This window comes from Novosphingobium capsulatum NBRC 12533 (assembly GCF_001598375.1).
Taxonomy (GTDB): Bacteria; Pseudomonadota; Alphaproteobacteria; order Sphingomonadales; family Sphingomonadaceae; genus Novosphingobium; species Novosphingobium capsulatum.
On record NZ_BCYV01000031.1, the window covers coordinates 22697 to 35744 of the forward strand.

6 protein-coding genes and 1 pseudogene are annotated in these 13048 nt (G+C 66.7%); all 7 read left to right on the forward strand.

What is annotated here, in order from left to right; all coding sequences use genetic code 11:
• The first annotated feature begins 148 nt into the window (after positions 1–148).
• A complete protein-coding gene (locus tag SCA01S_RS20180) occupies positions 149–4153 on the forward strand; it encodes a non-ribosomal peptide synthetase (protein ID WP_062788519.1) in 4005 nt (1334 codons plus the stop codon).
• A gap of 192 nt (positions 4154–4345) precedes the next feature.
• Complete coding sequence (locus SCA01S_RS20185) at positions 4346–4753, forward strand: hypothetical protein (protein ID WP_062788521.1); 408 nt, start codon at positions 4346–4348, stop codon at positions 4751–4753.
• 47 nt (positions 4754–4800) lie between these two features.
• Positions 4801–7755: a hybrid sensor histidine kinase/response regulator gene (locus SCA01S_RS20190; RefSeq protein WP_062788523.1), complete on the forward strand. Its 2955-nt coding sequence runs from the start codon at positions 4801–4803 to the stop codon at positions 7753–7755.
• A gap of 20 nt (positions 7756–7775) precedes the next feature.
• A complete protein-coding gene (locus SCA01S_RS20195) occupies positions 7776–8768 on the forward strand; it encodes a diguanylate cyclase (protein ID WP_245652843.1) in 993 nt (330 codons plus the stop codon).
• Between the two features lie 203 nt (positions 8769–8971).
• Entirely contained in the window at positions 8972–11968 is a 2997-nt protein-coding gene (locus SCA01S_RS20200) for a TonB-dependent receptor (protein WP_062788525.1), read from the forward strand.
• Positions 11969–12110: 142 nt separating this feature from the next.
• On the forward strand, positions 12111–12824 hold the full coding sequence (locus tag SCA01S_RS20205; RefSeq protein WP_062788527.1) for a SapC family protein: 714 nt from the start codon (positions 12111–12113) through the stop codon (positions 12822–12824).
• A pseudogene (locus tag SCA01S_RS20210) lies at positions 12817–13048 on the forward strand (cupin-like domain-containing protein); the annotation flags it as partial. The gene SCA01S_RS20205 and the pseudogene SCA01S_RS20210, both read left to right, overlap by 8 nt.

Genomic DNA, 13048 nt, shown 5'->3' on the forward strand with positions numbered 1-13048 from the left:
TGCGCAAAGGGGCCCCGTTCGGGCAATTGTACCTTGGGTCGAACGGGCGGATGCTGCCGCGGATTCCGCACGGTTGGCCTGTCCGAATTCGGCGTTTTTGTGCGGGGTTCCCGATTGACCGGCGCAACATCGGCGCTAGGGGGCGGATATGGGCGGACACCAACTGCAAAACGACATGACGCTGCACGGTTTTCTGGCGGCTGCGGCGGCGCGGCATCCGCAGGCGTGCGCCATCTTCGTGCCGGCCGGCAAGGGCCGCGATATCGACCAGGCGATCAGCTATGCCGATCTCGCCGCGCAAAGCGACATTCTGGCCCAGGCGATCCTGGCGCGCCTGCCGGCCGCTGCGCCCGGCGGCGAACCGGTCGTGGCGCTGCAGCTGCCGCGCACGTCGCCACTGCTCTATCTGGCGCAATTGGCCGTGCTCAAGGCCGGATGTGCGTTCACCTGCCTCGATCCCTCGTTTCCCGATGGCCGTGTCGTCGATATCCTGGAAGACGCGCAGCCCGCGCTGATCCTGGCCGAACCTGCCGCCCTGGAACGGCTGGCGGGCCTGGCCCATGGCGCCTGCGCGGTGCATGATCCGGCGCAATTGCTGGCCCAAGCGCCTGCTGGCGGTGCGGCTCTGCCCCAGGTCGGCCCGGCGCAACTGGCCTATCTGATCTATACCTCGGGCACCACGGGCAAACCCAAGGGGGTGATGATCGAGCATCGCCAGATCGCCAATCTGGTCGCGTCCGATCTGGCCGAATTTGCGCTGGGGCCGGGAGACCGCGTGGTCCAGGGCTCGTCGGTCGCCTATGACAGTTCGATCGAGGAAATCTGGCTGGCACTGGCCAGTGGCGCCACGCTGCTGGTGATGGATGATGCGGCCGCGCGGCTGGGACCAGATATCGTTGCCTGGCTGGCCGATCATCGCGCCAGCGTGTTCTGCCCGCCGCCAACCCTGCTGCGCAGCAGCGGCTGCAGCAATCCCCAGGCGGCGCTGCCCGATCTCAAGCTGCTCTATGTCGGTGGGGAAGCCTTGCCGGCCGATATCGCCGCGCTGTGGGCGCAAGGGCGGCGGCTGGTCAATGGCTATGGCCCGACCGAATGCGCGGTCACCTGTCTGCGCGGTGATATCGTGCCCGGTGGGCCGATCACCATCGGCCGCCCCGTGCCGGGCATGCACGCCTATGTGCTCGACGATGCGCTGGACGATGTGGCCGAGGGTGCCCAGGGGGAACTGTGCATCGGTGGCGCCGGGGTGGCGCGCGGCTATCGCCATCGCCCCGATCTGACGGCCGAGAAGTTCATCGATCATCCGCGCCACGGGCGGCTCTATCGCACCGGCGACCTGGTGCACCGCGACGAGACCGGCAACCTGTTCTATCACGGGCGGATCGATGCCCAGGTCAAGATCCGCGGCTATCGCGTCGAACTGGGCGAGATCGAGGCGCAGCTTGCCGCGCTGCCCGGCGTGCGCGCGGCCGGGGCCACGGTGCAGGATCGCGGCGGCGTGCCCGAACTCGTCGCCTATGTCGTGCCGGTCGATCCCACCGCACCGCCCCTGGGGGATACGCTGCGCCAGGCGCTGGCCGCCAGCCTGCCGCCCTACATGGTCCCGCGCCAGATCGGCTTGATCGCGGCACTGCCCACCACCGTGGGGGGCAAGCTTGACCGCAAGGCGCTGCCGCCGATGAACCTTGCGGCCCAGCGCAGCGGGCCGGGCCGCGAGGAAGAGGCGCTGGTCCTGCCCGAGGGCGAGCTGGAGGCATTGATCGCCCGCGCGATGGCCGATGTGCTCAAGCGCCCCGATGGCGTTTCGGTCACTGCCGATTTCTTCGAAGGGCTGGGCGGGGATTCGCTCAGCGCGGCGATGCTGGTTACCCTGCTGCGCGAAGACTGGCGCACCGATTGGGTGACGGTCAGCGACATCTATGATGCGCGCACCGTGCGGACCCTGGCCCTGCGCGCGCCCGAACCGGCCGAAACCATTGCCGATGCGGCGCTGCCGCTGCTGCGCGAAGGCGTGGCGCGCCCGCTGCTGGCCAATCTGGTGCAGGGCGGCTGGCTGGCGATGACGGTGCTGGTGGCGGCCTGGGCCTCGTGGTTCGCCGCGTTCCGCGTGGCGCCGCTGGCCTTTGCGCACCTGGGCCTGGCCACGCTGGTGCTGGTGGCGCCGCTGATCGGCTTGGCCGGGTTCCTGGTCTATCTGCCGGTGTCGGTGGCCTTTGCCGTAGCGGTCAAGTGGCTGGCGATCGGCCGCTATCGCCCGGTGCGCGCGCCGGTGTGGAGCGCCTATTACCTGCGCCACTGGATGGTGATGCAGGCGGTGCGGCTGATCCCGTGGCCGCTGCTGGCCGGGACGGAACTCAACAACGCGATCCTGCGCCTGCTCGGCGCGCGGATCGGGCAGCGCGTGCACATTCACCGCAACGTCGATCTGCGCCGGGGCGGATGGGACCTGCTCGACCTGGGCGATGATGTCGCGCTGGGGCAGGGCGCCCACCTGGGCCTAGTCGAACTCGATCGCGGCGATATCGTGGTGGCGCCGATCACGCTGGAAACGGGCGCTGCATTGATGGTGCGCGCGGGCGTGGAAGGCCCAGCACGCATGGGCGCAGGCAGTGTGCTGACAGCGCTTTCCGTGCTCAATGCCGGCGGCACGGTGCCGGCGGGCGAAGTGTGGGACGGCGTACCGGCACAGCGCGTGGGCGTGGCGCCGCCGCCTCCGGTGATCACCCGCGCCGCCACGCGGCTCGGGCCGTGGCGCCATGGCCTGCTGCTGCTTTTGGGGCAGGGGCTGTTCACTGCCCTTGCCGCCTTGCCGGGCGAACTGCTGCTGCTGGGCTTGTGCCTGGGCGGCGAAGTGAGCGCCAAGGCGATCTGGCACTGGATGGCAGCGCCCTCGCTCGATGGGCGGGTGATTGCGGCGCTGCTCGCCACCACGGTCCTTGCCGTGCCGCTCAACGTCTTCTGGTCGGCAGTCCTGCTGCGCGCGATGGGCCGCGTGCGGCCCGGCGTGATCGACCGCTGGAGCCTTGGCTACATCCGCCTGTGGATCAAGGCCGGCGCGGTCTTTGCCGCCGGCGAATGGCTGTCAGGCACCTTGATGTATAAACATTGGCTGCGCCTGGCGGGGATGAAGCTGGGCGACAAGTGCGAGATCAGCACGATCTTCGACGTGACGCCCGAACTCGTCAGCATCGGCGCGGAAACCTTCTTTGCCGATGGCATCTATCTGGGCGGGGCAGAGCTGCGCCAGGGCACGGTGCGGGTCGCGCCGATTCGCCTTGGCCGCAATACCTTCCTGGGCAATCACGCGGTGATCCCGGCGGGCGAGACCTTGCCCGATGATATCCTCATCGGCATTTCCACGGTGGCCGATGCCACGCTGATCGCGCGCGGGCAGTCGCGCTTTGGCCATCCCAGTTTCGATCTGCCGCGCCGCCAGGTGGTGGAGGCCGATCGCAGCGTGACGCACGATCCTTCGCTGATCCGCCAGGCCAACCGCTGGTTCTGGGAACTGGCGCGCTTTTTCCTGCCGGTGGTGCCGCTGGTGCTGGGCGCCCTGTGGTTCGCCGCGATCGGTGCGGCTGCGGCGCGTGGGGCCAGCCTGGCACTGATGACCTGGGTGGTGGTGCCCGGTGCCACGCTGGTCACGATGGTGGCGCTGTGCCTGGTGGTGATGGTCCTCAAGTGGGGCCTGATCGGCCGGGTGCGGCCTGGCCAGCACGCGCTGTGGTCGTGCTGGTGCAGCCGCTGGGATTTCGTCTACGTGGCCTGGGCGCGCTATGCCAATTTTATCCTGCAACAGCTGGAAGGCACGTTCCTGCTGCTGGTCTATCTGCGGCTTATGGGCCTCAAGATCGGGCGCCGCGCCGTGCTCGGGCCGCTGTTTGCCCAAGTCGTCGATCCCGACATGATCGAGATCGGCGATGGCGCCACGGTCCATGCCAATTTCCAGGCCCACACGTTCGAGGATCGCGTGCTCAAGGTGGACAAGGTGCGGATCGGCACCGGCGCCACCGTGCATGCCGGCACCGTACCACTCTATGGCGCGGTGATCGATTCGGGCACCCGCGTGCTGGGCGGCAGCGTGGTGATGAAGCACGAACACCTGCGTCCTGGCCTCGCCTATCAGGGCGTTCCTGTTCGCGTAGTGGGCTGACAACCGCAGTTTGCAGGGCAGGCTTGCTGCAAGAGCCAGCTATTGGCGCGGCAACAACTGCCAATTTGGATCAAATATTATTCGCGGAACTGCGCTTCGTGGGCGAATTTCATTTCGCGATCAGTTTGATAACGTAAAAGTTTACCAATTGGAAATTGGCCGCCCGTAACCTCCTGTGCGTGGAGGGTGGATATGGTCGATGATCGTACCAGCATTGCCAACGCGACATGCCATCGCGCTGCGGCCGGATCGGGCCACGGCGCTATGCCGGCGCGCAGGCTCGCTGCCATCTGGCCCGCCGCCGCCCTGATGCTGGCCGGCGTGGCTGGCTTGGCCTGGGCCTCCGTCCCGCCGATCCAGCCGGGTGACCAGGTGGTGGTCATTGCTCCACCCGGTACCCCGCAGATGCAGACTTTGGCCATGGTCGCCGGCGCGCAAGGCGCGCTGGTGGCACCGGGCCGCTTTGCCAATATCGCTATCGCCACGTCCCCCCGTGTGGATTTTCCTGCCGCACTGCGCCGAGAAGGGGCCTGGTTCGTATTCGCTTCGCCACGTCTGGCGGGCTGCCTCGGCGCTGCCAAGGAAGAAACGGCCCTATGACGATCCCCTCATCGCCGCGTTTCGTGCCCACTGCGTTATCCGCTCCCATGGTTACGGCCGTGCCGCTACCGGCCACTGAACTTGATGACGTGCGCCACCGCTTCGGCCATTTCCTGGTCTATCTGCTGTGGGCGCACGTGCCGCTGCTGGCAGTCGTCGCCTGGCTGGCGGGCCAGTCGCCGATCGGGGCGGGCGTTGCCGGCGGCGTTCTGGCGCTCGCCTACCACCTGATGTGGTGGCGCCAGGGCATTGCCCGTTCCACCCGCTATCTTTCCGCCGTGGCGCTGGTGGGAGAGCCGGCGCTGCTGCTGTTCCTGATGCAGGGCCATGCCTGGCAGATGGACATGCATATGTACTTCTTTGCCATGCTGGCGTTGACCATCGCCTGGTGCGATCGCGGCGCTATCCTGATGGCGGCCACGGCAACGGCGCTGCATCACCTCGTGCTGCTCTATGCCTTGCCCTATGCAGTCTTTCCCGGCGAGGGCAACATTGCCCGCGTGCTGCTTCACGCCGTGATCGTTGCGTTCCAGACTGCCGTGCTGGTCTGGCTCAGCGACCGACTGGTCGAATCCGTGCAGCGTGTCACAGCCATGGGCGAGGAAATCCGTGCCAAGAATCTGGCGCTGGAAGAACGCACCCGCGAGGCAGAGGATGCCACGCGCGCCAAAAGCATGTTCCTGGCCAACATGAGCCACGAAATCCGCACGCCGATGAACGCCATCCTGGGCTTTTGCCACCTGGCGCAGCGCACCGCGCTCAATCCCCGGCAACAGGTCTATGTCGCGCGGATTGCCGATGCCGGTGCCTCGCTGCTGCGTCTGATCAACGACATCCTCGATTATTCCAAGAACGAGGCCGGCAAGCTCACGCTCGAGGCGCGGCCGTTCGATGTGCGCGCCACGGTGGAGCACCAGGCCCAGATGCTCAATCTCGATGCAGAGGCCAAGGGCGTGGCGCTGCGCGTTACCGTCGGTCCGCGCGTGCCGCAGATGGTGGTGGGCGATGAACTGCGCTTTGGCCAGGTCTTGGTCAACCTGCTCAGCAATGCGGTCAAGTTCACCGAAAAGGGCGTGGTCATGGTCGGTGTCGACCTGGTGGCGACGGGCGAGGGCACCGTCACCCTGGAATGCACCGTGCGTGATACCGGCATCGGCATGACCGCCGAAGCGCGCGATGCGCTGTTCACCTCGTTTACCCAGGCCGACAGTTCGATGACCCGGCGCTTTGGCGGGACCGGGCTGGGCCTGGCCATCTCGCGCCAGATCGTGGAGCAGATGGGTGGCGGCATCACGGTGGAAAGCACGCCTGGCATGGGCAGCGTGTTTACCTTCCGCGTGGTGATGGGCGACGCCGGCACGCTGGCGCGCGCCGGGCTGCTGCCGCCGCCGGGCCTGGCGGGCCTGCGCGTGCTCGCTGCCGATGACAATGCCGCCTCGCGCCAGATCGTGCACGAACTCATGGCCGGCTGGAACATGGCGGTCGATCTCGTTGCCTCGGGCGAGGAAGCCCTGGCGGCGATCGATGCGGCCGCCACCGCCGGGCGCCCGTTCGATCTTGTCCTGCTCGACTGGAAGATGCCGGGCTTGAGCGGGATGGACACGGTCAAGTCCATGCGCACCCGCGTGCCGCATGGGCGCCTGCCGGCAACACTGCTGGTGACGGCCTATGGCGCCGACGAGTTCCTGGGGTCGGTCGATCGCGCCGATGTCGATGCGTTCCTCACCAAGCCTCTGCAACCACGCGCGCTGATCGAAACGCTGTGCGATCTGTTCCCCGAACGGGCTGAACGCGCGCCCGCCAAGGGCTCCGCTGCTGCGCCCGCGCCTGCGGCAATGGCAGACGCGGTGGCGCAGGCGCCAAGCCTGCCACAGCGCCTGTGCGGCCTGCGCGTGCTGCTGGCCGAAGACAACGAGATCAACCGCGAAATCGCCATGGAACTGCTCGGCGATGCCGGGCTCGAGGTGGACTGCGCCGAAAACGGCCGCATCGCCTGCGCCATGGTGGCGGCGCAGAACGGGGCCTATGCCGCTGTGCTGATGGATGTGCAGATGCCCGAGATGGACGGCATCGAAGCCACCGCGCGCATTCGTCGCACGTGGAGCGCCGACGCCTTGCCGATCATCGCGATGACGGCGCATGCCTATGACGAAGAACGCCAGCGGTGCCTTGACGCCGGCATGAACGATCATATCGCCAAGCCGGTTGAGCCTGCGCTGCTGGTTCGCACGCTGGAACGCTGGTTGCGCCGGCCCGATGCCGCGCCTGCCGGGGCAGTGGCGGGCCAGGGGACCGATGCCGCCTGGACCGGCCCTGTGGCAAACGACGCCGTGGCCAACGATGCGGCCGGCGCGTCCGAGGCGGTCTTGCCCGATCACCTGCCGCCCTTCGGCATTCCTGCGGCCCTGGCGCGGGTTAATGGCAAGCGCACGCTGTTGCTCAAGCTGATCGGCGATTTCGGCGATATCTATGCCGCCACGCCCGGTGCGCTGACCAGCCTGGTGGACGAAGGCCGCCTGGCCGAGGCGCGGCGCCTGGCCCATTCGCTCAAGGGCGTGGCCGGTTCGCTCGAACTGCCGCAGGTCCAGGCCGTGGCCGCGCGCATCGAGCGCTTGCTGGCCGCCGAACAGACCTTTGGCCTCGACCGCGAGATTGCCCTGCTGGCCCGCGAACTGGCCCCGGCGATCGAGGCGGCGCGCAGCCTGGCGCCACCGCTTCCGGCTCATGTCCCGTCGATCACGGAGGCAGATGGCTCGTGCGCAGATGCCGGCGCCGTTGCCCAGGCGCGCGACGGGCTGATCGATCTGGTGCAGCGGCGCAGCCTGGCGGCGCGGGCTGCCTTTGTCGTCTATGCTGATGCGCTGGGCCTGCCCGAGCCGGCGCGCCAGGGCCATCCGGTGCGCCAGGCGCTGGAACGGCTCGACTATGGCCGCGCGCTGGCCCTGCTCGAAGCAGAAGGCAGCCTTGCCGATGACGCGCCGATACAGGGGGCCGTTGCCTAATGGGCCAGGCGCTTCCCCCCTTGTCGCGGCGCGGTCTGGTGATGATCGTCGACGATGAAATCGCCAATATCGAGATCATCAATGCCGTGCTCGAAGACGAATACGACGTCTGCTTTGCCCTGTCGGGGCAAGAGGCGCTGGATCTGGCGCGCACCGCGCAGCCCGATCTCATTCTGCTCGATGTGCTGATGCCGGGCATGGATGGCTTTGCCGTCTGTGCCGCGCTCAAGCAGGATGCCACGCTGACCGATGTGCCGGTGATCTTTACCACTGGCCTGGGTGACAGCGAGGATGAAATGCGCGGGCTGTCGCTGGGCGCGATCGACTATGTGACCAAGCCGGTGCAGCCGCCGATCCTGCGCGCGCGGGTGGCCAATCATGTTGAACTCAAGCGCCTGCGCGATCAACTGGCACGGATGGCGGTGACCGATGCGCTCACCGGCTTGTCCAATCGTCGGCACCTGGAACGCACGCTGGAGGTGGAGACCGCGCGGCTGGCGCGGCAGCAGGAATGGCTGTCGGTGGTCATGCTCGATATCGACTTCTTCAAGCAGTTCAACGATGCCTATGGCCACCCGGCCGGCGACCGCTGCATTGCCATGGTCGCCGCCGCGCTCACCCGCGCGGTGCGCCGTGCGACCGATCTTTCGGCCCGCTATGGCGGGGAAGAGTTCGTCTGCGTGCTGCCCGGCGCAGACCTGGCCACGGCCCAATCCGTTGCGGCCGAGATCGGGCGCCAGGTGCGCCAGCTGGGTATTCCGCACGCGCGATCGGGCGTGGATGCGTTCGTCACGGTCAGCATCGGCATCGCCAGTGCGCGCAGCGTCGCCGGGGCCAGGCCGCAGGAGTGGATCGATATGGCCGATGCGCAGCTCTATCGCAGCAAGAGCGAGGGCCGCAATCGCATCACCGCGACCGTGTTCGAACATGGCCTGCCCGGGCATGGTCAACCCGCGGGCAACGATCGCGCGGCCTATCCGACCGCGCAACTTGGCCTTCGCGCCACAGGCTGATCGCCGCGGCGCGGGCGGCGCACTGTCCAGGCCGCGCCTGCCAGCTGCTTTCCCGGCAGGCTGATCTCGTTTCATTGCCCTTTGTCACGGCTGGCAACGCCGGGTGCTTGACAAAGTGAACGTTCACGCGCATGCGTCACCACAGTTGAGAACGTTCACAAGCCGGACGCAAAGCGCCGGGTGAAAACGGGGAGAGGGATCTGATGAGCACACGTTGCCATTCTTTGCGCGCGCGCCTGGTACTGGGGGCTTCGGTCATGGCCGTGGGCCTGGCAGCCAATCCGGCCTTGGCGCAGGACACCGCCGGCGCGGCATCGGCCGCCAATCCGCAAGCTGCCACCGAAGCGCCGGAAAACGCCATCGTCGTCACCGGCATCCGTGCCAGCCTTTCGGCCGCTGCCAATATCAAGCGCAGCGCCCAGGGCGTGGTCGATGCGATTTCGGCCGAAGACATGGGCAAGTTCCCCGACACCAACCTGGCCGAATCGCTTCAGCGCATCACCGGGGTGTCGATCGACCGTTCCAACGGTGAAGGCTCTACCGTTACCGTTCGTGGCTTTGGCCCCGAATTCAACCTGGTGCTGCTCAACGGCCGGCAGATGCCCACGTCCAGCCTGGGCGATGGCGCCAGCGCGCCGTCCACGCGCAGCTTCGATTTTGCCAACCTGGCGTCCGAAGGCGTGGCTGGGGTCGAAGTCTACAAGTCCGGCCGGGCCACGCTGCCCACCGGCGGCATCGGTTCGACGATCAATATCAAGACCCCGCGCCCGCTCGATCGGCCCGGCCTGCATGGCAGCCTGGCGATCAAGGGCATGATCGATACCTCGCGCAACGAAGGCAGCCCGATCACGCCCGAAGTGTCGGGTATCATCAGCGACACCTTTGCCGATGGCAAGGTGGGCGTGCTGGTCACCGGCGTGTGGCAAAAGCGCAAGGCGAGCAACAACCAGGCCAATGTCGGCTGGCGCGATGGCTATCTGGGCTCGGAAAACAACTGGGGCTCGCTGCCGCAGCAGGGCGATCCGCGCTATGCCAACATCGTCAACCGGCCCGGCCCCAATGATGTCTATCAGGTGCCGCAGAACGCCAGCTATGACATTACCGACATCGATCGCGAGCGCATCAACGGCCAGCTCGTGCTGCAATTGCGCCCCACCGATACGCTGACCGCCACGTTCGACTATACCTATTCCCAGAACACCGTGCGCGCGCGCACCAACAGCGTGGGCATCTGGTTCAACTTCAACGACGTTTCCAGCCAGTGGACCGATGGCCCGGTGGCCGGCCCGGTGTTCTATGCCGAACACTTCGGCGCCAACGAAGGCAAGGACCTGTCGTATAGCGCGGCGCTTACCGAAAACCGCTCGATCAACCGCTCGATCGGCGGCAACCTCAAGTGGGATGGCATCGACCGCCTGACGCTGGAGTTGGACGCGCACCATTCGACGGCCGAATCCAAGCCCAATAACCCCTATGGCACCAGCGTGTCGGTGGGCTCGGCGGTGTTCGGCATCGCCAACCAGAAGATCGATTTCACCCACGATCTGCCGGTAATCTCGGTGGGCATGAACCCGGGCATCGATGCGCTCGATCCGGCCAATATCACGCCCACGGGCAATGCCTTCCGCAACGCCTATTTCCGCGACGAGATCAACGAGGCGCGGCTTTCGGGCCAGTTCAAGTTCGACAGCGGGGTGATCGACAGCCTCGATTTCGGCGCGGACTACACCGAGAACAAGGTGCGTTCGGCCTATGGCTATATCCAGCATGATACCTGGGGTGGCTCGCTGCCGGCCAGCCAGACGCCTGATGACCTGTTCAGCCTGGTTTCGGTGCCGGACAAGTTCAAGGGCGTTTCGGGCGCCAACGATCCCAACATCATCAAGCAGTTCTACAGCTTCAACTTCGAGAAGATGGTGAGCCTGCTCGATAGCAAGAACCAGATCTGCGGCGGCACCGGCAACTGCCTGGCGCCCTACACTGTCGATCGCCGCATCAAGGAACGCACGATCGCGCCTTATGTGCAGGTGAACACCAAGTTCGACCTGCTCGGCCGCGAGGCGCATTTCCGTGCTGGCCTGCGCTATGAAAACACCCGCGTCACCTCGTCGGCGCTGGTGCCGGTGCCCACCGGCACGCAGTGGGTCTCGGCCAACGAATTCGGCCTGATCTATGGCGGTGACAGCGCGTTCACCACCTTTGCCGGCAGCTATGACAACTTCCTGCCCGCGTTCGACTTTGACATGCAGCCCGCGCGCAACGTCAAGTTCCGCGCGTCCTACAGCCACACCATCACGCGGGCCGATTACGCCAGCCTTCAGGGTGGCCGCACGCTGGACCAGCTGTTCCGCATCGGCGGTGGCACCGGTAGCCAGGGCAATCCGGGCCTGATGCCCTACAAGTCGAAGAACATCGATGTCAGCCTCGAATGGTATTACGCGCCGACGAGCTATGTCTCGGTGGGCTTCTTCCACAAGGGCGTGTCGAACTTCATCTCGTCAGCCCGCGTCGACAGCCCGGCCTTCGGCCTGACCAACCCGGCCAATGGCCCGCGTTACCAGGCGGCGATTTCGGCGCTGGGGGCTGATGCCAGCACGGCGGCGATCCGCAACTACATCTTCACCCACTATCCCGAAAGCTCGCAGATCACCGGCACCGATGCCACCGGCAACCTGACGGGCAACATCTTCGGCACGCCTCAGGATGCGGCGGTCAATTTCCAGATCGCCACGCCGGTCAATTCCTCGCAGACCGCCACGCTCTATGGCTGGGAATTTGCCATCCAGCATTCGTTCTGGAACACCGGTTTCGGCGCGATCCTCAACTACACGATCGTGCGCGGCGATGCGACGTATGACAACACCAAGCCGTCGAGCGTCACGCAGTTCGCGCTGACCGGGCTGTCTGATAGTGCCAACGCGGTGCTGTTCTATGACAAGCACGGGCTGCAGGCGCGCGTTGCCTACAACTGGCGCGCGCAGTTCCTCTCGGGCACGGGGCCCAACCCCTATTATGTCGAGCCCTATGGCCAGGTCGATGCCAGCGCCAGCTGGGAATTCCGCAAGGGCTTCACCGTCTTTGCCGATGCCATCAACCTGACCAACCAGGGCCGTCGCGGGCACCTGCGGTCTGACAACAACGTGTTCTTCGCCTCCAGCGGCTATGCCCGTTATTCGGCTGGTTTCCGCGTCAACTTCTGACGCGGCCCTCCCCATCCGGCCGGGCGACACTGCCCGTCAGCCCGGCCGGATGGCCCTCTTTTCAACGCACTTGCCTGTGGCAGTGGGCGATGAAACAAGGGGGCAGGATTGGAAGAGCCACAAGAGAGAGGACGCCCGCACCGTGACCAGCAGCAGCAGCCACGCCCTGCTCGACAATGCCAGCCATCGCGATCTTGCCGTGGTCACCACCGCCGGGGCGCAATGGGGCGACGGGGTAATGGGATGCCTGGTCGTCCCTTCGGAATTTCGCGCGGTGGCTGCGCACTATCCCATCGTCTTTCGCCGCGACGGGCAGAGCGGGCGTTTTGCCGCGCTGGCCCTGTTCGGTTTTGACCAGGGCGAAAACCTGTTCCTGGCCGGCGATCGCTGGGACGCGGCCTACGTGCCTTTGGCCCACGCCGTGCAGCCGTTCCTGATCGGCCGCACCCGCGATGAAGACGAAGTGCCCCAGGTGCATATCGATCTGGCCCATGCCCGCGTCGGAGCACCCGGTGGGCAGCGGCTGTTCGATGACGCCGGTGCCCCGACGCCCTATCTCGCCGCCAAGGCAGAGCAACTGGGCGCGCTCGACGCTGGCTGGCGCGCCACGCCGGCGTTTCTCGCCGCGCTCGAACACCATGGCCTGCTCGAACCCTTCACGCTCGATGTGCCCCTGGCCGAAGGCTCCACCCGCAGCCTGGTGGGCTATCACATCATTGCCGAAGATCGCCTGGCCGCGCTGGATGGCGCGGCGCTGGGCGAACTCAACGCCCAGGGCTATCTGCTGCCGATCTACATGGCGGTGGCCGCGCTTGGCCGCTTTGCCGATCTGATGGCGCGCCTTGGCCGTGCCTGAAGGTCTTCCTTGCGTGGCAGAGGTGGCGCTGGCCGATCACGGCGGCGCTCTCGATGCCGTGCTGGCCGCCGCCACGACGCCCTGCGTGGTGCGCGGCCTGGCGGCGCATTGGCCGCTGGTGCGGGCCGGGCGCGACAGCGCCACGGCGGCACGCGCCCACCTTGCCAGCCACGCCCGGCCACGCGCCTTCACCGTGTCGCTGGCCCCGCCGCAAGCCGGCGGGG

Coding starts and splice junctions, on each gene's coding strand:
- SCA01S_RS20180 (WP_062788519.1), top strand. CDS start 149: ATGGGCGGACACCAACTGCAAAACGACATGACGCTGCACGGTTTTCTG.
- SCA01S_RS20185 (WP_062788521.1), top strand. CDS start 4,346: ATGGTCGATGATCGTACCAGCATTGCCAACGCGACATGCCATCGCGCT.
- SCA01S_RS20190 (WP_062788523.1), top strand. CDS start 4,801: ATGGTTACGGCCGTGCCGCTACCGGCCACTGAACTTGATGACGTGCGC.
- SCA01S_RS20200 (WP_062788525.1), top strand. CDS start 8,972: ATGAGCACACGTTGCCATTCTTTGCGCGCGCGCCTGGTACTGGGGGCT.